Source organism: Paraburkholderia sejongensis (assembly GCF_020880815.1).
Taxonomy (GTDB): domain Bacteria; phylum Pseudomonadota; class Gammaproteobacteria; order Burkholderiales; family Burkholderiaceae; genus Paraburkholderia; species Paraburkholderia sejongensis.
The window spans coordinates 183,409-204,380 of sequence record NZ_JAJITD010000009.1 but is presented as its reverse complement, the minus strand read 5'-3'; the positions used below and the strand labels follow the sequence as shown (position 1 = coordinate 204,380).

Annotated in this window: 20 protein-coding genes; 9 read left to right on the top strand and 11 right to left on the bottom strand. The window is 63.5% G+C overall.

The window, feature by feature from the left end; all coding sequences use genetic code 11:
- Nucleotides 1-76 precede the first annotated feature (76 nt).
- The 4 genes from LJ656_RS19290 (at nucleotide 77) to LJ656_RS19275 (ending at nucleotide 4,207) form a co-directional block, all read left to right on the top strand.
- Nucleotides 77-1,222: a porin gene (locus tag LJ656_RS19290; protein ID WP_230510970.1), complete on the top strand. Its 1,146-nt coding sequence runs from the start codon at nucleotides 77-79 to the stop codon at nucleotides 1,220-1,222.
- A 29-nt stretch (nucleotides 1,223-1,251) separates the two neighbouring features.
- Nucleotides 1,252-1,620: a BON domain-containing protein gene (locus tag LJ656_RS19285; protein WP_230510969.1), complete on the top strand. Its 369-nt coding sequence runs from the start codon at nucleotides 1,252-1,254 to the stop codon at nucleotides 1,618-1,620.
- A 121-nt stretch (nucleotides 1,621-1,741) separates the two neighbouring features.
- Nucleotides 1,742-2,179, top strand: a complete 438-nt coding sequence (locus LJ656_RS19280; RefSeq protein WP_230510968.1) for a DUF1801 domain-containing protein — start codon at nucleotides 1,742-1,744, stop codon at nucleotides 2,177-2,179.
- A gap of 294 nt (nucleotides 2,180-2,473) precedes the next feature.
- Nucleotides 2,474-4,207 carry an IlvD/Edd family dehydratase gene (locus tag LJ656_RS19275; RefSeq protein ID WP_230510967.1) on the top strand — a complete coding sequence of 578 codons (1,734 nt, stop codon included), beginning with the start codon at nucleotides 2,474-2,476 and terminating at the stop codon, nucleotides 4,205-4,207.
- A 131-nt stretch (nucleotides 4,208-4,338) separates the two neighbouring features.
- Here LJ656_RS19275 and LJ656_RS19270 read toward each other — a convergent pair whose 3' ends face one another.
- From LJ656_RS19270 to LJ656_RS19245, 6 genes are all read right to left on the bottom strand, one after another.
- The gene (locus LJ656_RS19270; protein ID WP_230510966.1) at nucleotides 4,339-4,590 is read right to left on the bottom strand and encodes a hypothetical protein; all 252 of its coding nucleotides are present in this window, start codon (nucleotides 4,588-4,590) and stop codon (nucleotides 4,339-4,341) included.
- A 40-nt stretch (nucleotides 4,591-4,630) separates the two neighbouring features.
- Nucleotides 4,631-5,020, bottom strand: a complete 390-nt coding sequence (locus LJ656_RS19265) for a hypothetical protein (RefSeq protein WP_230510965.1) — start codon at nucleotides 5,018-5,020, stop codon at nucleotides 4,631-4,633.
- Nucleotides 5,017-5,388: a tlde1 domain-containing protein gene (locus tag LJ656_RS19260; protein ID WP_230510964.1), complete on the bottom strand. Its 372-nt coding sequence runs from the start codon at nucleotides 5,386-5,388 to the stop codon at nucleotides 5,017-5,019. The genes LJ656_RS19265 and LJ656_RS19260 overlap by 4 nt, the downstream gene beginning before the upstream one ends.
- Nucleotides 5,366-5,626 carry a hypothetical protein gene (locus LJ656_RS19255; RefSeq protein WP_230510963.1) on the bottom strand — a complete coding sequence of 87 codons (261 nt, stop codon included), beginning with the start codon at nucleotides 5,624-5,626 and terminating at the stop codon, nucleotides 5,366-5,368. Before LJ656_RS19255 ends, LJ656_RS19260 begins: the two co-directional genes overlap by 23 nt.
- A 472-nt stretch (nucleotides 5,627-6,098) precedes the next feature.
- The gene (locus LJ656_RS19250; protein ID WP_230510962.1) at nucleotides 6,099-7,154 is read right to left on the bottom strand and encodes a serine hydrolase domain-containing protein; all 1,056 of its coding nucleotides are present in this window, start codon (nucleotides 7,152-7,154) and stop codon (nucleotides 6,099-6,101) included.
- Nucleotides 7,155-7,199: 45 nt separating this feature from the next.
- Nucleotides 7,200-8,492: an MFS transporter gene (locus LJ656_RS19245; RefSeq protein WP_230510961.1), complete on the bottom strand. Its 1,293-nt coding sequence runs from the start codon at nucleotides 8,490-8,492 to the stop codon at nucleotides 7,200-7,202.
- A gap of 542 nt (nucleotides 8,493-9,034) precedes the next feature.
- Here LJ656_RS19245 and LJ656_RS19240 point away from each other — a divergent pair.
- Entirely contained in the window at nucleotides 9,035-9,433 is a 399-nt protein-coding gene (locus LJ656_RS19240) for a DUF1493 family protein (protein WP_230510960.1), read from the top strand.
- A 196-nt stretch (nucleotides 9,434-9,629) separates the two neighbouring features.
- On the opposite strand, the gene LJ656_RS19235 is transcribed toward LJ656_RS19240, so the two are convergent.
- From LJ656_RS19235 to LJ656_RS19225, 3 genes are all read right to left on the bottom strand, one after another.
- Nucleotides 9,630-10,778 carry a porin gene (locus LJ656_RS19235; protein ID WP_230510959.1) on the bottom strand — a complete coding sequence of 383 codons (1,149 nt, stop codon included), beginning with the start codon at nucleotides 10,776-10,778 and terminating at the stop codon, nucleotides 9,630-9,632.
- 393 nt (nucleotides 10,779-11,171) lie between these two features.
- Nucleotides 11,172-12,287: a succinylglutamate desuccinylase/aspartoacylase family protein gene (locus tag LJ656_RS19230; RefSeq protein WP_230510958.1), complete on the bottom strand. Its 1,116-nt coding sequence runs from the start codon at nucleotides 12,285-12,287 to the stop codon at nucleotides 11,172-11,174.
- A 235-nt stretch (nucleotides 12,288-12,522) separates the two neighbouring features.
- Nucleotides 12,523-13,305, bottom strand: coding sequence for an ABC transporter substrate-binding protein (locus tag LJ656_RS19225; RefSeq protein WP_075303729.1), 783 nt, complete (start codon nucleotides 13,303-13,305; stop codon nucleotides 12,523-12,525).
- Between the two features lie 699 nt (nucleotides 13,306-14,004).
- Between LJ656_RS19225 and LJ656_RS19215 the strand changes: the two genes are divergently transcribed.
- The 3 genes from LJ656_RS19215 to phnN all read left to right on the top strand — a co-directional run bounded on the left by LJ656_RS19215 (nucleotide 14,005) and on the right by phnN (nucleotide 17,667).
- Complete coding sequence (locus LJ656_RS19215) at nucleotides 14,005-15,171, top strand: extracellular solute-binding protein (RefSeq protein WP_425605962.1); 1,167 nt, start codon at nucleotides 14,005-14,007, stop codon at nucleotides 15,169-15,171.
- Nucleotides 15,171-17,039 (top strand): diguanylate cyclase domain-containing protein, encoded by a 1,869-nt coding sequence (locus tag LJ656_RS19210; protein ID WP_230510957.1) that lies wholly within the window; start codon nucleotides 15,171-15,173, stop codon nucleotides 17,037-17,039. Before LJ656_RS19215 ends, LJ656_RS19210 begins: the two co-directional genes overlap by 1 nt.
- 76 nt (nucleotides 17,040-17,115) lie before the next feature.
- Entirely contained in the window at nucleotides 17,116-17,667 is a 552-nt protein-coding gene (gene phnN / locus LJ656_RS19205; RefSeq protein ID WP_230510956.1) for a phosphonate metabolism protein/1,5-bisphosphokinase (PRPP-forming) PhnN, read from the top strand.
- Between the two features lie 45 nt (nucleotides 17,668-17,712).
- Here the strand turns inward: phnN and LJ656_RS19200 are convergent, their stop codons facing one another.
- On the bottom strand, nucleotides 17,713-18,621 hold the full coding sequence (locus tag LJ656_RS19200; protein WP_230510955.1) for a LysR family transcriptional regulator: 909 nt from the start codon (nucleotides 18,619-18,621) through the stop codon (nucleotides 17,713-17,715).
- Nucleotides 18,622-18,807: 186 nt separating this feature from the next.
- Between LJ656_RS19200 and LJ656_RS19195 the strand changes: the two genes are divergently transcribed.
- Nucleotides 18,808-19,998, top strand: a complete 1,191-nt coding sequence (locus tag LJ656_RS19195; RefSeq protein ID WP_230510954.1) for a M20 aminoacylase family protein — start codon at nucleotides 18,808-18,810, stop codon at nucleotides 19,996-19,998.
- A gap of 39 nt (nucleotides 19,999-20,037) precedes the next feature.
- Here the strand turns inward: LJ656_RS19195 and LJ656_RS19190 are convergent, their stop codons facing one another.
- Nucleotides 20,038-20,862 carry an IclR family transcriptional regulator gene (locus LJ656_RS19190; RefSeq protein ID WP_230510953.1) on the bottom strand — a complete coding sequence of 275 codons (825 nt, stop codon included), beginning with the start codon at nucleotides 20,860-20,862 and terminating at the stop codon, nucleotides 20,038-20,040.
- Nucleotides 20,863-20,972: the final 110 nt, after the last annotated feature.

Sequence of the window (20,972 nt, the reverse complement as noted above, 5' to 3'; positions counted from 1 at the left end):
TCAGAACAACCAACCATTTTTGTAAGCGACCACCGGACAGCGCATTGCGCGAACTCGGGTTTGCATTGGAGACACAATGAAATTGAAGTCATGCTGCGTCATCGCTTTGGCGATGTTCGCGACGGCCGCGCACGCGCAATCGTCAGTCACGCTTTATGGCGTGGTCGACACCGGCTTTCTGTATCAGAGCACGTCGGCGGCGACCTTTCTGCCGCATGCGCCGAATCTCGGCCACGTTTATCAGATGAAAGACGGCGGTATCTATTCGAGCTTCTGGGGCTTGAAGGGCAGCGAGGATATCGGCGGCGGCTATAAGATCAACTTCAAGCTGCAAGGCGCGTTCAATACGACCAACGGCAAATTCGGCCTGTCGGACACGCCGGGCGTTACCGCGATCTTCAACCAGTTCGCGACCGTCGGCGTCTCGGGGCCGTTCGGTGCATTCGACGCGGGCCGGCAGATCGTGCCGATGATCTACGCGATGGCCGAGACCGACGTGCGTGGCGCGCAGTACTTCGGCAGTATTTTGACCGCGTGGCTCGGCATCAACCAGGCCGCCGGCTGGCCCGGCACCAGCACCAACGCGCCGATCGGCGCGCTGTATGACAGCAACGCACTGGTCTATAACTCGCCGAAATTCTATGGCGCATCGCTCGCGCTCGAATACGCGCCGGGCGGCACGCCAGGCCACTTTCAGGGCGGCACGCGCGAGTCGGCAGTGCTCAAGTATTCCAATTACGGGCTGAATCTGGCGGCGGTCTACTACAACGGCCACGATGCCAATCCGTTCCCGATCACGTACCCGGCGGCGCCCGCGATACCCGCGACCGGCGTGAACAACAATCGCCTCGTTTATTTCGGCGCGATGTATACGATTTCCGGCTTCTCGATCTCGGCATCGTATGGTCAGGGCAAGAATCCGGCGCAAAGCAGCACCGCGAATTTCGAAATGATCTCGGGCGGCCTCGGCTACCAGTTCAATTCGCGCTTCAAAGTCACGTCCGGTTACTACTACCTGAAAGATCGCAATCACTCGGCGAACCATTCGAGTGAAGTGGCGGTGGGCGCGGAGTACAACCTGTCGCAACGAACCAAAGCGTATGCGCAGGTCGGCTATGTCGACAACAAGGGAACCATGAACCAGACCATCGTGTATGGCGCGCCGGTCGCGCCCGGCACGTCCACCACCGCGGCGATGGTCGGCATCCGTCATAGCTTCTGATTACGTTAATAAGTTCAAAGGGATATTCGATGAAAAAGATTTCGGTGTGGGTATTGGCGATTGCCGCTGTGATCGTCTCCGTGTCGTTCGACGCGCGTGCGCAAAGCGGCCAGGCCGCCAGCGCGGCTTCCGGCAACGGGGCCGGCGCGAGCGCGCCGGTCAGCGGCCGCAAGTCCGACCGCGCGCTGCGGCGCCAGATCTATGCAGCGCTCGGCAAGCATAAAGAGATCGACGCGGGAAATATCAGTGTCCGGGCCAAAGGCGGCGCGGTGACGCTGACCGGCACGGTCACCGATAACGCGCAGATCAATAGCGTGGCCGACATTGCCAAGGGCGTTCCGGGCGTCACTTCGGTGACCAACAAGCTGACCGTGAGCAAGCCGCTGGGCGGCATGTAACCGGTTCGGCAGGCTGCGGCGGGGTTGCGTGCGGCCGCCACGCGGCGGCTTCGGCCGGGATTCCCATCGAGCGGTTATTACGGCATCCTATGGGTCCACCGTCTGCGAGGCCGCCGCTCCGATGAATGCATCCGAACGTATCGACGAACTGATCGCGGGACTTGCCGACTGGCGCGGCGCGACCTTCGCGCGGATCCGCAAGTGCGTACTCGCGGCGGATCCGCAAATCGTCGAGGAATGGAAATGGATGGGCAGCCCGGTCTGGTCGCGCGACGGCATGATCGCGGTCGCCAACGCGCACAAGGGCAAGGTGAAGCTGACCTTCGCGCACGGCGCCGGGCTGGCCGATCCCGATGGCCTGTTTAACGCGGGCCTCGACGGCAACGCGCGGCGCGCGATCGATTTTTTCGAGGACGACAAGATCGACGAGCGCGCACTAAAGTCGCTGGTGCGCGCGGCAATCGACTATAACCAGACGCATCTGAAGAAGAACGCGCGAGCCGCCCAGCCGAAAGCTGAAAGTAAGAAACCAGCCGGCGCGGTAAAGAGCGACGCATGAGGCGGGCAGGCAGCGAGCGCCGATCTGCTCCACGCCGCCGGGTGTTCCAGGCACCCGCACACCGCGCTGTACCCGCCACCACGGCCCGCGCCCCGCGCCACCGGCCCCTCCCGTGGCTCTATACCGGAACTGATATCGATATCGCCCAAAATATGATTGGAAAGATATCAACCCGCTCCGTACACTTCACCATCTCTCGAATCTGAGCGACCGCCTTGCGTCGTAGCGCCGCTCGCGCCGCTTCGGACTAACTGGCCGGTGATGATGTCCCGGCACATGCATCAAGGACATAGCATGTCGGAAAAAAAGCGGAAATTGCGCTCGACCGAATGGTTCGGTACAGCTGATAAGAACGGCTTCATGTATCGAAGCTGGATGAAGAATCAGGGCATTCCCGACCACGAATTCGACGGGCGCCCGGTGATCGGCATCTGCAACACATGGTCCGAGTTGACGCCGTGCAACGCGCACTTTCGCAAGCTCGCCGAGCACGTGAAGCGCGGCATCTACGAAGCCGGTGGTTTTCCGGTCGAGTTTCCGGTGTTCTCGAACGGCGAGTCGAACCTGCGGCCGACCGCGATGCTCACGCGCAACCTCGCGGCGATGGACGTCGAGGAAGCGATTCGCGGCAATCCGATCGACGCGGTCGTGCTGCTGACCGGTTGCGACAAGACCACGCCGGCGCTGCTGATGGGCGCGGCGAGCTGCGACGTGCCGGCGATCGTCGTGACCGGCGGCCCGATGCTGAACGGCAAGCTCGACGGCAAGAACATCGGCTCCGGCACCGCGGTGTGGCAACTGCACGAATCGCTGAAGGCCGGCGAGATCGATCTGCATCAGTTCCTGTCGGCCGAAGCCGGCATGTCGCGCTCGGCGGGCACCTGCAACACGATGGGCACCGCGTCGACGATGGCCTGCATGGCCGAAGCGCTCGGCACCTCGCTGCCGCACAATGCGGCGATTCCGGCGGTGGATTCGCGCCGCTACGTGCTCGCGCATATGTCAGGGATCCGAATCGTCCAGATGGCGCACGAGGATCTGAAGCTGTCGAAGATCCTGACGCGCGAAGCGTTCATGAACGCGATCCGCGCGAACGCGGCGATCGGCGGCTCGACCAATGCGGTGATCCATCTGAAGGCGATCGCCGGACGCATCGGCGTCGATCTCGAACTCGACGACTGGGTGCGCATTGGCCGCGATACGCCGACGATCGTCGACCTGATGCCCTCGGGCCGCTTCCTGATGGAGGAGTTTTATTACGCGGGCGGTCTGCCGGCGGTGCTGCGCCGGCTCGGCGAAGCGAACCTGCTGCCGCATCCGGACGCGCTGACGGTCAACGGCAAGTCGCTGTGGGACAACGTGAAGGACGCGCCGAACACCAACGACGAAGTGATTCGTCCGCTCGACAATCCGTTGGTCGCCGATGGCGGCATTCGCGTGCTGCGCGGCAATCTCGCTCCGCGCGGCGCGGTGCTCAAACCGTCGGCGGCGACGCCCGAGCTGCTCAAGCACCGCGGTCGCGCGGTGGTGTTCGAGAACTTCGAGCATTACAAGTCGCGTATCAACGACGAAACGCTCGACGTCGACGCGAATTCCGTGCTCGTGATGAAGAACTGCGGGCCGAAGGGTTATCCGGGGATGGCCGAAGTCGGCAATATGGGTCTGCCGCCCAAAGTGCTGCGCGAGGGCGTGAAGGACATGGTGCGGATTTCGGATGCGCGGATGAGCGGTACCGCGTACGGCACCGTGGTGCTGCACGTGACGCCGGAAGCGGCGGACGGCGGTCCGCTCGCGGCGGTGCAGGACGGCGACTGGATCGAACTCGATTGCGACGCCGGCACGCTGCACCTCGAGATCAGCGACGAGGAACTGGCGCGCCGTCTCGAACGGCACGAGCCGCCGGCGCCGCCGGAGGGCGGCGGCTACCGGCGCCTGTATATCGATCACGTGTTGCAGGCCGACGAAGGCTGCGACCTCGATTTTCTGGTCGGCTGCCGGGGCTCCGAGGTGCCGCGCCATTCGCATTGAGATGCGGTGACGCAAGGCGGGCGATGCCTGAACGGATCGCCCGCGTGCGACGCGCTGTTTGTTCAGTCATCCTTCCCGTTCTTCTCATCTTTCCTGATCGGAGTTGGCATCGTCAAGCTCTCGCCAACCGGTCATTTTCGAAAGCGCCGCCACAGTTTAATGATGACGACGTAGGCGCTGATCGCAACGATCAGTTCGACGCTCAGCCACAACAGGAAATAGAAATCTCTGGGATCCTGGATGCCGAGCCAGTCGGAAGCCGCCCAATATGCGCGCGATTCGCTGTCTGTCCACTCGTGGTTTGGCGGGAGGTAGCGAACGGACAGCAGGAACACCGAGATGAACAGGGCGAGTTTGAACAGCCTACGGACAAGTGTTTCCATACGTGATGACCTTAATAGGCCCGATGACGGCCGGCGCGGCTCACTCTATCTGCTTGAACATTCGGTCGCTCTCGACTTTCGGCAGTAAATGATTCGAAACGACAAAAACCTCTACGGCACTCATCGAGCATTCAAATTCGCCGGCGTCGTTCACTGCAATCACCTTGATCTTTTTCCCACCTTTTTCGTGGAAGGTGATGTGATAAACCTCGCGCCATAATTGTTCGCCATCCTCAGATTTTCCAATTTTCTCGGACGACAGTTGCACAGCCTGGGTTTTCGTGTAGTCGATATTTCCAAGCATGCCAGCGTCTTTTAGACTGTTTTCGGCGATGTTGGTCGGCCACCTGTCGCATGGCGGATTCGGTCTGCCTTGCGCCGGACACAGCACGGGAAGAGATAGCAGCAGGACTGTAAGAGCGCGTTTCATGGGTGTTCTACCCAAAGCAATCTGTCGCCGCTGTCCAAGATCTGTTTGCGGTAGCGCAAGTGCAGAACGATACATCCATTTGATGCATTGCCGGGGTCGCTCCGACTGTCGCCGTGGATCATGAAACCGTCTCGACCACCTAAGTCCGTTCCCGCGACAGGGTTAAGCCGCATCGAGAACGGTCCGGTATGAGTGTGCGGAATTGGCGGCCGTATCTCGTACCGACCGACGGGTATCGGTCCCCAGTCACGGATGTACTGGCTACTGTGTCTATCTTTGTGCTCGCCCTTACCGGAATAGCACCTGTCTGTGATCAACTCGTCGTTGTGATACAACAAGTGACTCTCATGCTTGTAAATCCAAACCATTATTTTTTACCTCATCTGCTTCATCAATCAAAAAACTCAAAAATCGCCAATCGACCACGCTATCATTCATTGCGCGGGAAGGACGCCGTAGTAAGCCGGAGTTCATCATCGGTGGACGCCATAGCCACTCGGTATCGTCCGGCTGTTGATCGCTCTCCGAAACGTGCCGCAACGATCTAATTTCGGCAGAAGAACACGTTTGACCATGATGACCAGCAACGCCGTTCGCTCGTTTCAAGCCACGCCTTGGCGCGCTGTACACCGTCAACAATCTTGCGATTGCAGCGAAACACGGTATGGCGAGTGGGCGCGCAGTGCAATCGGACTATTCCTAGACCTGCCTGCGACGCCGCGATTTTTGATGGTTGTAGTGAATGTCGCGAGCCGAACAGTACGGCCGGGATTTGCGCAGAAATGCTCGAAGCGGGTGACGGCGACTTCGCGCAAAGGCGCTAGGAGCGCCCTCGATCAGGCTAAACCGAGGATTTCATGGAGGGAGGTGGCGGATCGCATTGTCGTGCGATGTCGCTTGGCCTTCGGGAATCGCGATTCCCAAGGTACTTGTTAGAAATGGTGAACTGAGCCGCTCACATTCGACGAATGGCTAGCCCGCGCAGACAGTCACGAGTATCGGTCTCTCGGGAACGCCGGGTAGTGATCAACGCGGCGGGACAGGCTCGCTTTTGCTTGTCGAGGTAAAACTCGACCCGCTACCGCAACCCCCCATCCACCGCCCCAATCACCAACCCAAAAAACTCATTCGCCGCCGCCGGATCGAGCCAACGCACGACCACCGTCATCCGCCGCTCCGGCTCGATCCAGGTAAATGAACTCCCGGCGCCGATACCGAAGTAACTCGATTCCGGCACGTTGGGAAATACCTTTCGCCCAGTATTGAGCCACACGAGATAGCCATAAAACGGCGCGATCCCACACGGCGTGCGCATCTTCGCAATCCATTCCAACGACAACACCCGCCGCCCATTCGCGACACCATCGTTCAGCAGCATCTGCGCGACCTTCAACTGATCGTGCGCACTCACCGACATTCCACCGCCCCAATGCGTGCCGCCCGGCACCGACTGCATTCGCTGTCCGTCGATTTGGACCCACGCGTTGTCATAACCGACCCACTGCCAGTTTTCACTGGCGCCGCAAGGCCGCATGATCGCCTCGCGAAATACCTCCGGCAGCGGCCGGCGAAACAGATAGAGCAGTGCGAGCGCCAACTGGTTAATGCGTACGTCGTTGTATTCCCAGTACGTGCCCGGCGTTTGCGCGGGGCGCAGATCGCCTTTCCTGCCATCGGGCGGCGCGGCGAAGTTGACCGCTCGATAATGGTCCGCCTGATCCGACAGCCCGAAATAAGTGCCGCGCCACTCGCTGGTCTGCTGCAGCAGATGCGCCCATGTGATCGGCGCATTGTGCTCGTCATCGAAACCGATACCCGGCACCCGCGCGCGCACCGGTTCATCGACGTCGGGCAGCAGCCCGCGATCGTGGGCGACGCCGGCGAGTAGCGCAAGGTACATCTTCGCGACGCTGAAGGTCAGATCGGCGCGATCGGGTTCGCCCCAACTCGTCAGCACGCGACCATCGACGGCGATCGTGCCGGACACCGGTCCGCGATCGTGGACCGGGCCGAGCAGTTTGTTCCACGGCGGCGGGTCGTTCACGTGCACGCCCCATGCGCCATTCACATGGCGATCCCACAACGATTCATGAGCCACCGCGAAGTCCACCGCGGCTTGCAAACGGTCTTGCATGAATAATTCCTGTTGTTCTGTCGGTTCAATCAAGATCACATCGCTCTAGCGCGCGTGCAGTCGCAGTCGAGCCCACACTACCGAGAAAATGCTTAGTACTGCAGCGATCATCAGATACAGGCCGGGGGCGAGGTTATTTCCGGTCGCCGCGATCAGCGCCGCGATCGCGACCGGCGTGAAGCCGCCGAAGATCGTGGTGCCGATGTTGTAACCGAACGCCATGCCGGTCGTGCGCGTGCGGGTCGGGAACATTTCCGACATCAAAGCGGGCAGCGGCGCGAAGTAGGTGGCCTTCAGCAGTGCGACCCACGCGACCGCGGCGAGCAGCGTGCCGAGCGACGGATGCGCATTCATCAGTACGAACGCCGGATAGACAGTCGCGAAAAACAGCACGGCGGTGCCCAGCATGATCCGCACGCGGCCGATCTTGTCGGACAGATGGCCGATGAACGGCGTCAGCAACATCATGATCAGCCCGGCCAGCAGCGTCGCGATGAATCCCGACGACGGCGCGAGCCCGAGTTGCCGCGCCGCGTAGGTCGGCATGTAGAGCAGCATGTAGTTCGCGGTGGTGGTCAGGATCAGCGCGCCGATCGACACGAGCACGCGCTCTTTCTGCGTCGCGAGCAGTTCGCGTACCGGCGCCGCGGATTTTTCCGCGCGCTCGAATTCCGGCGATTCGTCGATGCGGCGGCGAATGTACAGGCCGATCGGCCCGATCAGTAGACCGAATAGAAACGGGATGCGCCAGCCCCAGCTTTCCAGTTGTTCGGTCGACAACGTGCTGGTCAGCACCGCGCCGAACAGCGACGCGAGCAGGGTGCTCGCGCCCTGGCTCGAGAACTGCCAGCTCGCCATGAAGCCTTTGCGCTGCGGCGCGTGCTCGATCAGAAACGCGGTCGAGCTGCCGAATTCGCCGCCGGCCGAGAAGCCCTGCAATAGCCGCGACGCGAATACGCCGATCGGCGCCAGCACGCCGATCGCGGCGTACGGCGGCATCAGCGCGATCATCGCGGTGCCGAGCGTCATCAGCGCGATCGACAGCGTCAGCGATGCTTTGCGGCCCTTGCGGTCGCTGAACGAGCCGAGCGCGAGCGCACCGACCGGCCGCGCCAGATATGACAGCGCGAAGGTGCCGAGCGTGAGCAGCAGCGACACGGTGCGGTCGTGGACCGGGAAGAACGTGCGCGACAGCACCGCCGCGAAGTAGCCGTACACGACCAGATCGTAGAACTCGAGCGCATTGCCGATCGACGTCGCGAGGATCAGCCGCGAAACGCCTGCTTGCGATGCGGGCTCCTCGATCGTGTCGGCCGTGGTGGCGGAATTGATGCGCATGACGAAGTCCTCTGGCGGCGTGTGGGGGCGCGCCGTCGGTGTGTCGTCTGCGGCGCAGGATTCGAAGCCTGTGCCGCGATCTTGAGGTGGCCGATATTTCCCGACAATTACAATATTTGGCAGATGGCTTTGCCGAAATGGCAAAGCGCGGAGGCGCCGACCTGGGTCAACGATATTGCACGAAGGCCTTTTGTCGAGGCGGCGCGCGGTGCCCTGAACGACGGAGCATGGAAAATCGGTGGGTCTCGTATCAGCGTTGAGCGACGTCCGAGTCGTTGCTAGCTGAACATGTGTAGCGTCGTCTGCTCAGTCGAGATTTTTTGGACTATCCATGATTTTTGGCAACTGATTCCCGCCGATTATGCAATCTAATATCCGGCAGCTTCTACGTGCTGTTTCAAAAAAAGTGCCGCGCAACACTGCCCTCGATCAAGCGAAAAGCAGTTGGATCCTGAATATTGTCTTCCTGGGAGGCGACGCGACTCTGATCATGTTCCGTGCCGTACAGAGATATAACGCAACGGTCAAACCGGAGGATCGGCTTGGATGATTCACTTTGGAACGAACTGAGAGACTTCACCCGGGAAGAAATCGGGCGCCCGCTGTTCGGCAAGGATCCCGAATTGACACCGTCCACACGCGTCAATTACGACCTTGGCATCGACGGAGACGATGCGATCGAGTTCATCGAAAAGCTGTTCGACAGGTTCAACGTTGCTAACGTCGAGACGTTTCCGGTCAACCGCTACTTCAGCGGCGAAGGGATCGATAGTCTCGCGCTGCTTCGCGCAATCCCGGCTTTGTTTCGGCTGATGCGAACCGGCACTCGGCTGCAAACGAAACGCTCGCTAAGCCTTGGCATGTTGCTCGATGCGATGCGCGCGCATCGATGGGATACCGAAGCGATAGAGCGACGGCATGCAATGGAATCGCGCGATTGAAGTTGCCGATACGCGCTGGCACAAACTCATGAAGCCAGAACGGAACGGGCCGGGTCCTGTAGTACACATAACCCGGCCCGCTGCGCGTCGATCGAACACCTTCGAGCTATATAAATAGAAGGCGCTTCAAGCCGGCGCGTTGTTCCTCAAACCACCAGGACAAAAGACGCAAGCGCCCTCATCCCCGGCAATCCATTTAGAACTTGTGACGCAGACCCAGGCGGAACGCGAGCTGGTTGTCCGACGTACCCGACGTACCGAAGTAGCTCGTGCTCGAACCGATCTGTGCCTGCAGCGGCGTGCCGTTGTTGTTGCCCGATGCGATCTGGTAGATGCCCAGCACGTACACGTCCGTGCGCTTCGACAACGCGTAAGCGGCGCTCAGGTCCACCTGGTTCCAGTGACCCTTGTTCGCGTTGCTCAGGTGCATGTACGTGTAGCCCGCGCCTGCCGTGATTGCCGGCGTGATCGCGTACTTCGCGCCCGCTTCGTACGCTGCGAACGTCGTCGCGCTGCCGGTCGTCGCCTCGAGGCGCGTGTTGGTGTACAACGCCCACAGCGTTGCCGGGCCGATCGCGTAGCGAGCGCCGACGCCGAACGAGCGCAGGTCGCGCACGGTGCCGGTTACGATGTTCGAGACCGTCGTCGACATTGCCGGGGTAGCCTGACCCGGGTAGCTGATGTCGGTGTACGCCGCGCCGATGCCGAACGGGCCGTTTGCGTAGTTCAGGCCGAAGCTGTATGCGCGCGACGAGCCAGCGGTCGTGCCGACCGCCGGTGCACCGGCGAATGCGCCTGCCTGGTTCGAGAAGCCGTACATGCCGCCGAACGTCAGACCCGAGAAGTTCGCGCTGGTGAACTTGGCCGAGTTGTTGATACGGCTCGACGTCAGCTGGTCGATGTCGTTGATGTGGTAAGCGTAGTTACCGGCGACGGTCTGGCCGCCGGTCGAGTAGTTCGCGCCGAGGAAGTCGGTCGAGAACGTGTACTGGCGACCGAACGTCAGCGAGCCGATGTTGTTCTGCGACAGACCCACGAATGCCTGACGGCCGAACATCGCGCCGCCCTGGCCGGCAGCGCCCGTGCCGCTGTTAAAGCCGTTTTCCAACACGAACAGTGCCTTCAGGCCGCCGCCCAGGTCTTCCGTGCCGCGCAGGCCCCAACGGCTGCCTTGCGCAACGCCGTCGTCGTACTTGAAGAGGTGGTCGCTGCCGCTCGCCGTCTTCGAGTTGTTCACGTAGCTGATACCGGCGTCGATCAGGCCGTACAGCGTGACGCTGCTTTGTGCGTGAGCAGCGCTGGCGAACAGGGCAAAGGTAGCGGCGGTCAGGATTTTTTTGTTCAAAACATTCTCCGGTTAAAAAATTGGCGATCGCGACGCGGTGCTCTGCGGCAAAGTCGCGCGACGGCGGCAATTTAAGGGAACGCTGAGTACCGTGTATGACAGTTAGGGTTTTTTTCTTATCTGTCGTGTGCGCGCGACACTTTGCTGGCGACGGCAGCCAGTCTTGCGCAAGACCGCACTGTCATAAGCTTTTCGCAACCGGGGATAAGCGGCTGTTCGCGCGGCAGAATAAGCGCGAGCGCGCTGTCAAGCCAGATTTGACCTATGTTGTGGGGAGTTTTTTGGAGTAGCTGGGCGAGACGTCGCCGAAGGGGTGAACCGAAACGGATTAGAAGCGAGCGGCGGAAGGGAAGATGCGAGGGCCGGCAAGAGCGCCGGCCCGCAGAGTCAGTCCTAGTTGCTCAACAACGAACCGCTACGAAACGCGTTCGCGCCGGCGATTCGCGCGAACTCGAGGCCGGCCGTCGCGAAGCGCGCGAGGTGCCGTGCGTACAGCACGCCGGCCACGTTGCTCTTGATCGTGACGACACGGTCGGTCAGCGGATCGACGATGTCGGCGATTTCGCGGCCCACGTCCACCCACGTGCCGACGTCGCAGCGATACACGAGCACGCCGCTGATCGGCGCGACCAGCGGTTCGGCGCCCGCGAGCGGGGTCGCCGCGAATTCGAGCGGGGGCAGCGGCGCGGCCTCGCCGTCGATTACGCCGCGCGAAGTCAGATACTCGATGATCCCTTGCGCGTCCTGGTCCGCGTATTCGTATGACACGTCGCGCTGGCCGCGCAGCTCGATCGTCACCGAGATACCGCCGTTCGGAATCGGGAAGCGCTCGCCGAAGCGGCCGCGCAGATCGGACCAGCAGAAGCTGTGGATTTCGTCGAACGGATTGCCGACCGAGTTCAGCGCCAGCAGCGACGCCTTGGCGTCCAGATAGCGCGCGAGCGGCTCGACCTCGGGCCACAGATCCGGGTTCGTGTACAGGTGCATCGCGGCTTCCCAGTCGCAGTGCAGATCGAGCACGACGTCGGCGTCATACGACAGTTTTTGCAGCGCGAGGCGTTGCGACGCGAGTTCGGTGGTCGGCTGCTGCGCGTCCAGTGCTTCGCGCATCGCCGCGCGGATCGCGCTGCGATTCGCGTCGATGTCGCCCGTCAGGCGCGCTTCGATCACCGGCAGCACCAGCGCCGCGAGGTCGTGGAAATTACGGTTGAAGTTCTGCGCGCTGCCGGTTTCGAAGCGGCCCAGCATCTGGCCGAGCAGGTGTTGATTGAGACCGATCGGATTGGGCACCGGTACGACCACCACTTCGCCGCGCAGTTTGCCGGCGGCTTCGAGCGCGGCGAGCTTGCGGCGCAGCGCCCACGACACCAGCATGCCGGGCAACTCGTCCGCATGCAGCGACGACTGGATGTAAATCTTCTGTCCGCCCCCGGGACCGTAGTGGAAACTCGTCAGGTTGCGTTCGGTGCCAAGCGACGGGGCAATCAGCGGATGGGTCAGGGTTTGCATGATATTGGCTTCGCGGCTCGTCTGGGCGAGCGGCGCTATCTGGTTGATTGCATGGGGAAAGGTGCGTGCCGTCGCGGGCGGGAAAGCGGGCTGGCGGCGCGCGGCGCAGGTGTCTCGTAGCCTTCGCGTGTCGCACGATCTTAGCCGATCTGCGCGCCCAAACAAAACGGGCTCCGCCACGCGGAGCCCGTCTCAAGCATGCAGCCGGCGTGCGCTGCCGCACGCGGGGCGGGAGTTAGCCGCCGTACACGTCGAAGTCGAAATACTTCTGTTCGATCTTCTTGTAGGTGCCGTCCTTGATCATGTCGGCGATCGCTTTGTCGACCTTCGCCTTCAGATCGGTGTCTTCCTTGCGCATGCCGATGCCGGCGCCGTTGCCGAGGATCTTCGCGTCGACGAGGTCCTTGCCGGCGAAGTCGAAGCCCGCGCCGCGCGGCGTCTTCAGGAAGCCCTGTTCAGCCTGCACCGCGTCTTGCAGCGCCGCGTCCAGACGGCCCGAGATCAGGTCCGCGTAGACCTGGTCCTGGTTCTGGTACGGCACGACCTTGGCGCCCTTCGGCTCCCAGTAGGTCTTCGCGTAGGTTTCCTGGATCGTGCCCTGTTCGACGCCGATCGTCTTGCCCTTCAGCGATTCCGGGGTCGGCAGCAGGCCCGAACCCTTCTTCGCGACGAGGCGCGTCGGCGTGTTGAACAGCTTCGACGAGAACGCGACCTGTTCCGCGCGTTGCGGGGTCATCGACATCGACGACAGCACGCCGTCGAACTTCTTCGCCTTCAGCGCCGGGATCATGCCGTCGAAGTCGTTTTCGACCCACACGCACTTCGCGCCGACGCGCTTGCAGATTTCATTGCCGAGGTCGATATCGAAGCCAACGAGCTTGCCGTCCGCGCCTTTCGACTCGAAAGGGGGATAGCTTGCGTCGACGCCGAAACGGATCGTCGTCCAATCTTTAGCGTGTGCGCCGATCGCGACGGTGGCAAGCAGGGCAACTGTCAAAGCCGCTAGCAGTTTTTTCACTGTTTTAACTCCTCGGTGTAGTTCAATTGCGCCCTCGGCATTTGCGCCGCCGGGGGCTCCCCGGCGCGACTCGCGACGGGTTTTGGGGTCAGTTGCAAGCCGGGTCGGCCTGCAACGCGCGCAAAGCTTATCAGTTCAAAAATATTGGGATGTTAGGAAAACACCGGATGGCGTAGGAGGGGGGCTTCTAACGCCGCGGGCCGCCGCGCGGCGCGGTTATAGGGTGTAAGCCGCGGTTCGCCGCGACGTAACCGGTTTGTAATCGACGCGTGCAGGCAAAGCCTTCGCGGCGGTCGTTACTATCACTGATTTACAACGGCTTTTTGCCCGATTATAGCGGGCGCTGTTTGAAAACCACCGCGGACCAATTAAAGATTACCCATAAATGGCCGTTATTTAAACGTAGCGGCCGGGTTGTCGACCGATGCATTACCTGCTGTTACCAACAGCGGATATTTTTTGCGCTTTGGTCTCGAATAAGGGCTAAAAACTTGGGCTTTGGCGCTATCATCGGTGCTCCCCGCGCTTGCCGCCAGGCGCCGCCCGCGCGGGCCGGCCGGTACTGGTTTGCCAGCCTCAACGCGAGAGCGTCGCGCTTTTACATTCGCTCAAAAGGCCTTCTGCTCAACGGTGTTAACCATGCACACGATGTCGACAGCGGATGAAACGAGCTGTTGTAAACAGCCTTTTAAGCGGGCAATGACGAACGCGGGTGTGCCGGTGCGCGCCGCTTTATCCACACACAGCGTTTCGCGCGGGATTTTCGCCGTCATTACAGCTTCGTTAAGCGCGGTTTTTCGGGCCGTCGCCGCCGTGACGCTTTCATCCGCCTTTTTGTCCGTGCCGGCCGGTGTATTGTTATGCGCGAGTTTGAGCGCGGCGCACTCCGCGTCGGCCGCCGGCAACGTACTGCGCGTGCTCGCGTGGCCCGGCTATGCGGACCCCGACGTGGTGAAGAATTTCGAAACGCGCTATGACGCGAAGGTCGAAGTCACGCTGGTCGATTCCGACGAAGCGTTGTGGGCGCAGATGCACGGCAAGGACCACGCGCCGTTCGACGTGCTCGCCGCCAATACCGCCGAAATTCGCCGCTATACCGACGCGCATCTGCTCGCGCCGCTCGATCTCGCCAGTGTGCCCAACACCGGCAGGCAGTTGCCGCGCTTTCAGGCGCTCGGCTCGATCGACGGTTTGACGACGGCGGGCCGGGTGTATGGGATTCCGTTCACGTATTCGTCGATGGGCCTGATCTACGATCGCCGGCAGATCCCGGAGGCCCCGCACTCGATGCGCGAATTGTGGAACCCGCGTTATCGCGGCAAGGTGCTCGACTTCAACAGCGCGCAGCACAACTTCTCGTTTACCGCGCTCGCGCTCGGCTATCCGCAGCCGTTCCAGCTCGACGCCGCGCAGATGCGCGCGGTCGCGCACAAGCTGGTCGAGCTGCGCCGCAATCTGCTGACCTATTACACGCTGCCGGAAGAGGCGACCGCGTTCTTCATCCGGCACAAGGTCGCGTTGATGTTCGGCAACTACGGCACCCAGCAGGTGCAGTTGCTGCGGCGCGCGGGCGCGGACGTCGGCTATGTGATCCCCGACGAAGGCGCGCTCGCGTGGCTCGACTGCTGGGCGGTCACGCGCGCGGCGAGCAACCCGACGCTCGCGCTCGCGTGGATCAACTACATGCTGGAGCCGGACGTAAGCGGGCTGCTCACGCAGCGTCAGGGACTCGCCAATACGCTCGCGGGCTTTGCCGGCAGCAGCGCGAACGCGCACATCGTGTGGATCGGTCCGGTCGAAGACACCCATCGGCGCGAGGAACTGTGGACGCGCATCGTGTCGGGCGACCGCTCGGAGCGCTTCTGATGTTCCGCCGCGGCCTGACCTTCAAGCTGTCGGTGCTGTTCGCGTTCATCGGCGTGCTCGCGTCGGGCGCGACCGGCTACTACGCGTATCACGCGAACCGCACGATGCTGGTCAACGAAGCGGAGCGCAGCCTGCTCACGTCGACCGAGCTGCTCGGCCAGCGCATCTCGGTATCGATCGACGACGTCGCCGCCGACGCGCTGGTGCTCGCCTCGATGCCGTCGTCGGCGCAGGTCGCGCAGACCGACGACGGGATCGGCCCGGACGCCGGGCGCGAGCGTCTCGCCCTGGTGTATTCGAGCTTCATGCTGCATCACCCGGAATATCTGCAGGTGCGGCTGATCACGCGGCAGCACTACGGGCTCGAGCTGATCCGTTTCGATCGCGACCGCGACGGCATCGTGCGGGTCGCGGGAAACGATCTGCAGGAAAAAGCCCAGTTCTCCTATGTGTTCGAGACGCTCGCGTTTTCGCCGGGCCGCATTTACACGTCGCCGATCGGCGTCAATCACGAATACAGCACGCACGCCGCGCAGGGCAGGCCGACGCTGCGGATCGGCACGCCGATCGCGGACGAGCGCGGCCGCGTGGTCGGCGTGGTCGTGATCGACATCGATCTGGCCGGGATGCTGCGGCGCCTGCAAAGCGATCTGCCGAGCGACTACCAGGTCTATCTGGCCAACGAGTGGGGCGACTTCCTCGTGCATCCGGATGCGTCGCAAACTTTCGGCTTCGATCGCGGCCGGCGCGTACTGATGCAGGACAGCTTCCCGGTCACGCGGCCGCTGTTCGAGCAGAAGCAGACCGCGGTGCTGGTCAACGGGCTGACGCGGCCGCGCCAGGCGGGCGGCCACGTGCTCACGTTCGTGCGCCGGCCGTTCGGCGGCTCGGACGGCAACCGCTTCATCGTGCTCGGGCTCGCCAAGCCGCTCGAAGACGTGCTGTCGGGCGCGCATCAGCTCGGCACGCGCATCATCCGCATGGTGCTGGTGTTCAGCGCGTTGTCGGTGCTGCTGGCGATCCTGTTCGCGCGGGCGCTGACCAAGCCGCTGCATCAGCTCGCGTATGCCGCCACCCATCTGTTCGCCGCGCACGCGATGCACACGCTGCCGCTCAAGCGCACCGACGAAATCGGCGTGCTCGCGCGCTGCTTCGAGCGCTTGCGCGGCGAGATCCGCGCGCAGATGGACGCGCTGCGCAGCAAGCAGAGCGACCTCGAATATCTGGCCACCCACGACGTGCTGACCGGCTTGCCGAACCGCATGCTGTTCATGCGCAAGCTCGAACGCGCGATCGACGACGCGCGGCGCGGCCGCGAGGAACTCGCGGTGCTGTTCGTCGACCTCGACCGCTTCAAGCAGATCAACGACCAGTTCGGCCACTCGGTCGGCGACAAGGTGCTGGTCGCGGTCGCGCGCCGTCTGCGGGACGTGCTCGATGCCGGCGACGTGGTCGCGCGGCTCGGCGGCGACGAATTCATCGTTCTGATCGAAGGCGCGCGCGCGGCGCAGGTGATGCCGGCGATCGCCACGCGTATCATGGACGCGCTCAACGAAACGCTGACGCTCGACGGCAACAGCATGACGGTCGGCGCGAGCATCGGCATCAGCGAATTCCCGCACGACAGCGGCAATGCCGAAGAGCTGCTGCTGAACGCGGACGCGGCGATGTACGCGGCGAAATCGGGCGGGCGCTGCGCGTATCTGCGCTACCGCGACCTGCTCGCCGCGCGACTGCGCGAGCAGGCCGAAGCCGCCGAAGCGGCCGCCCGGGCCGGTGTCGCCGAGGTGCGCGCCGCGACGGACGCGAGGGACGCGAGCGACGCGGCGGACGCGGACGAGGGCCGCGAGGCGGAGCCGACCGCGTAAGCGACGCGCCGCGCGAGTAGCGCGTAGCCGGTAGCGAATCCAGCAACGACGCAAATCACAAGGAGGTGGGCCGGCAATGGCAGGACGTTTGATCTACGTGATGGGGCCATCGGGCGCGGGCAAGGACGCGCTGCTGTCGTTCGCGCGCACGCGCCTCGCCGGCGAGCCGATCCTGTTCGCGCATCGCTATATCACGCGGCCGAGCGGCAATGGCGAAGCGCACGTCGCGCTGAGCGTCGAGGAGTTCGCCGCACGCTCGGTGCTCGGCCTGTTCGCGCTCGAATGGTCGAGTCATGCGCTGCGTTACGGGATCGGCATCGAACTCGACGGCTGGCTCGCGCGCGGCTGCTCGGTGGTCGTCAACGGTTCGCGGCAATATCTGCCGCATGCGCTCGCGCGTTATCCGCGGGCGGAAGTGGTGCATGTGAATGCCGCGCCGCATATCCGCGAAGCGCGGCTCGGCGCGCGAGCGCGCGAATCGGCGCAGCAGGTCGCCGCGCGGCTCGCGCGGCAGGCGCCGTTCGCGTTGCCCGCCGGCGTGCGTTGCACGTCGATCGACAATTCCGGCGCGCTCGAAGAAGCGGGGCACGCGTTGATCGCGGCGCTCAAGGAGCCGCTGAGCGTCTAGCGCGTCACGCCACCCGTCACGCGCCGGCTGCGTCGCATCGCGCGCTTACTGCACCGCGCCGATCCTCTCGCGCGTCACCTGCCGCAAACACGCGACGAACTGCTGCACGGCCGGCGTCGGCAGCAGATCGCGTCGCGAGATGATGCTCAGATCGTAGTTCGGTAGGGCGTCCTCGATCGGCGCGACGCGGATTCCTAGCGGCGCGACCCGCTGCGCGAGCGGCCGCGTGAAGCAGCTGATCACGTCGGTCTGCGACACCAGCCCGAGCGTCACCGCGAACGACGACGGCGCGCGCAGCAGCCGCTTCGGCACCGGCAGCCCATGCGCGCCGAACATCGCCATCATCACGCTGTGCGGGAAATGATCGGCGCCGACCGTGACGATCCACTCGGCGTCGAGCAGCTCGGACAGCCGCGTGACGTGCGCGAGCGGATGGCCGGCGCGCATCGTCACGACGAACTGCGTCGAGTACAGCGGCACCTGCACGAGGTCGGGATCGAGCGCCTGCACATGATGGATCGCCGCGAGATCGAGCGCGCCGTTGCGCAGCCGCGCGAGCGCATCGGGCACCGTCACTTCTTCCAGATGCAAACTCACCAGCGGCATCCGCTCGCGAAAGCTCGACACCGCATGCGGCAGCACCGTCAGCGCGAGCGACGGCATCGTGCCGACGCTGACCTTGCCGGCCATCTCTCCCTTCACCTGTTCGACCGCTTCGACCGTGCGCCGCATGTCGCCGAGCAACTGCTCGGCGCGCGGCAGCAGCGCGAGCCCGCACGCGGTCAGCTCGATGCCGCGCACGCTACGCACCATCAGTTCGGCATTCAGCGCGCTTTCCAGCTCGCGGATCGTATGGGTAACGGCCGGCTGCGTGACGCCGAGTTCGCGCGCGGCGGCGCGCAGGCTGCGGTGATGCGCGGCGGCCACGAAGGCCTGCAATTGCTGCAGCTTCATGAGGGTATTCCCCGAGATAAGAGCTGTTAATCAGGGTGAAAAAAATAGCATCTTATTTGAACGGGATCGCGTCGATATAGTGGGCCACCTTGCATACATTCTGTTACCGCCGGTCGCCGCGCCGCGCAGCCTCGTTTCAGCGTCGCGTTGTGCCCGGCCGGCGAACCTACTGGAGCCCGTCCCCCGATGAAAGAAGCCCCGCGTTTGACCGAAGTGTCCGATCTGGAACCCGCCGCCGCGAGCCTGCGCGAGATTCGCCACCACATCCACCATCATCCGGAACTCGCGTACGAGGAAGTGCGGACCGCCGCGCTGGTCGCGGAAAAGCTCGAACAATGGGGCTGGCAGGTGACGCGCGGGGTCGGCAAGACCGGCGTGGTCGGTACGCTGAAGGCCGGCGACGGCAAGCGCAGTATCGGCATTCGCGCGGACATGGACGCGCTGCCGATCATCGAGGAGACCGGGCTGCCGTATGCGAGCGGCACGCACGGCAAGATGCACGCATGCGGCCACGACGGCCACACGACGATCCTGCTCGGCGCCGCGCAACGGCTCGCGGCGACGCGTCATTTTTCCGGCACCGTGCATCTGTATTTCCAGCCCGCCGAGGAAAGCGGGATCGACAGCGGCGCGCTGAAGATGATCGAAGACGGGCTGTTCGAGCGCTTTCCGTGCGACGCGGTGTTCGGCCTGCACAACCATCCGGGCGCGGAGCCGGGCACGCTGCTGTTCCGCAAGGGGCCGTTCATGTCGGCCGGCGACAAGGCGATCATCACGATCGAAGGCGTCGGCGGGCACGCGGCGCGGCCGCAACTGACCGTCGATCCGGTGGTAATCGCCGCGAGCATCGTGATGGCGTTGCAGACGATCGTCGCGCGCAACGTCGATCCGTCGCAGCCGGCGGTGGTGACGGTCGGCTCGATGCACGCGGGCACCGCGAACAACGTGATCTCCAGCAGCGCGCGGCTCGAACTGAGCGTGCGTTCGTTCAGCCCCGAGGTGCGCGCGCTGCTGAAAAAGCGCATCACCGAGCTGGCCGAAAGCCAGGCGCAGAGCTATGGCGGCAGCGCGCGGGTCGAGTACATCGAAGGCTATCCGGTCGTCATTAATACGGACGCCGAAACGGATTTCGCGGTGCAGGTCGCGCGCGAACTGGTCGGCGATGCGCGGGTGGTCGAGCAGACCGACATCCTGATGGGCAGCGAGGACTTCGCGTTCATGTTGCAGAAGCGGCCGGGCACGTTCCTGCGGATCGGCAATGGGGTGGGCGAGGACGGCTGCATGGTGCACAACCCGCACTACGACTTCAACGACCAGAGCCTGCCGATCGGCGCGGCGTTCTGGGCGCGGCTGGTCGAGCGGTATCTGCCGCAGTGAACGGTGCGGACGGCGCGCGGTGAGCAGTGAGCGCGGCGCTCAGCCGCGCCGCGCGACCATCTCCGAGACCGTCTGCGCGGCCTGCTGCAGCGGCTCCAGAAACGCCTTCACCATCTGCTTGGCCGAATTGCGCTGCGCATTGCCGCTGATGTTCAGCGCGGCGATCACGCGGCCCTGGCGGTTGCGGATCGGCGCGGACAGGGAAATCAGTCCGCCTTCGAGTTCCTGATCGACGATCGCCCAGCCCTGGCGGCGCACCTGCGCGATCACTTTCTTCAACTCTTCCTTGTCGGTCACGGTGCGCGGCGTGTACGCGTAGAGCGGCGACGAGTTCAGCGTCGCGTCGAGCGTGTCCTCGTCGAGCGAGGCCAGCAGCACGCGGCCCATCGACGTGCAGTACGCGGGCAGCCGGCTGCCGATCGACAGGTTGATCGTCATGATCTTGTGGGTCGGCACGCGCAGCACGTAGACGATTTCGGTGCGGTCGAGCACGGCCGCCGAGCAGCTTTCGTGCACCTGCGCGGAGAGGTTTTCCATCACCGGTTCCGCGAGATTCCAGAACGGCATCGAGGTCAGGTACGCGAAGCCCAGATCGAGAATCTTCGGCGTCAGACGGAACAGCCGTCCCTCCGCTTCCACGTAGCCGAGCGTCTGCAGCGTCAGCAGGATCCGCCGCGCGCCGGCGCGGGTCAGGCCGGTCGCGGCGGCCACGTCGGTGAGCGTCTGTTCGGGGCGGCTCGCGTCGAACGCGCGGATCACCGCGAGACCGCGCGCGAACGACTGCACGTACGAGTCGCCCGGCTTTTCCGGAGCCGGTTCGGCGTTGGCGGGCACGACGGAAGACGACGGCAGGGCTTTGCTCATGGACCTTGGCAAGTGGGTTCGAGATAAGTCGGTTCGAGAAGTGCGCGTGGCGATGCACGCGGCGCGCGCCCGGCTGCGGCGCGACGAGGCCGGTTGTGGCGCAAAGGCGA

Bases quoted from the DNA above. Each gene is read 5' to 3' on its own strand.
- LJ656_RS19270 (WP_230510966.1), bottom strand. From the start codon at position 4,590: ATGGAAACACTTGTCCGTAGGCTGTTCAAACTCGCCCTGTTCATCTCG.
- phnN (WP_230510956.1), top strand. From the start codon at position 17,116: ATGGCAGGACGTTTGATCTACGTGATGGGGCCATCGGGCGCGGGCAAG.
- LJ656_RS19200 (WP_230510955.1), bottom strand. From the start codon at position 18,621: ATGAAGCTGCAGCAATTGCAGGCCTTCGTGGCCGCCGCGCATCACCGC.
- LJ656_RS19245 (WP_230510961.1), bottom strand. From the start codon at position 8,492: ATGCGCATCAATTCCGCCACCACGGCCGACACGATCGAGGAGCCCGCA.
- LJ656_RS19285 (WP_230510969.1), top strand. From the start codon at position 1,252: ATGAAAAAGATTTCGGTGTGGGTATTGGCGATTGCCGCTGTGATCGTC.
- LJ656_RS19260 (WP_230510964.1), bottom strand. From the start codon at position 5,388: ATGGTTTGGATTTACAAGCATGAGAGTCACTTGTTGTATCACAACGAC.
- LJ656_RS19210 (WP_230510957.1), top strand. From the start codon at position 15,171: ATGTTCCGCCGCGGCCTGACCTTCAAGCTGTCGGTGCTGTTCGCGTTC.
- LJ656_RS19215 (WP_425605962.1), top strand. From the start codon at position 14,005: ATGACGAACGCGGGTGTGCCGGTGCGCGCCGCTTTATCCACACACAGC.
- LJ656_RS19230 (WP_230510958.1), bottom strand. From the start codon at position 12,287: ATGCAAACCCTGACCCATCCGCTGATTGCCCCGTCGCTTGGCACCGAA.
- LJ656_RS19280 (WP_230510968.1), top strand. From the start codon at position 1,742: ATGAATGCATCCGAACGTATCGACGAACTGATCGCGGGACTTGCCGAC.
- LJ656_RS19190 (WP_230510953.1), bottom strand. From the start codon at position 20,862: ATGAGCAAAGCCCTGCCGTCGTCTTCCGTCGTGCCCGCCAACGCCGAA.
- LJ656_RS19265 (WP_230510965.1), bottom strand. From the start codon at position 5,020: ATGAAACGCGCTCTTACAGTCCTGCTGCTATCTCTTCCCGTGCTGTGT.
- LJ656_RS19275 (WP_230510967.1), top strand. From the start codon at position 2,474: ATGTCGGAAAAAAAGCGGAAATTGCGCTCGACCGAATGGTTCGGTACA.
- LJ656_RS19195 (WP_230510954.1), top strand. From the start codon at position 18,808: ATGAAAGAAGCCCCGCGTTTGACCGAAGTGTCCGATCTGGAACCCGCC.
- LJ656_RS19290 (WP_230510970.1), top strand. From the start codon at position 77: ATGAAATTGAAGTCATGCTGCGTCATCGCTTTGGCGATGTTCGCGACG.
- LJ656_RS19250 (WP_230510962.1), bottom strand. From the start codon at position 7,154: ATGCAAGACCGTTTGCAAGCCGCGGTGGACTTCGCGGTGGCTCATGAA.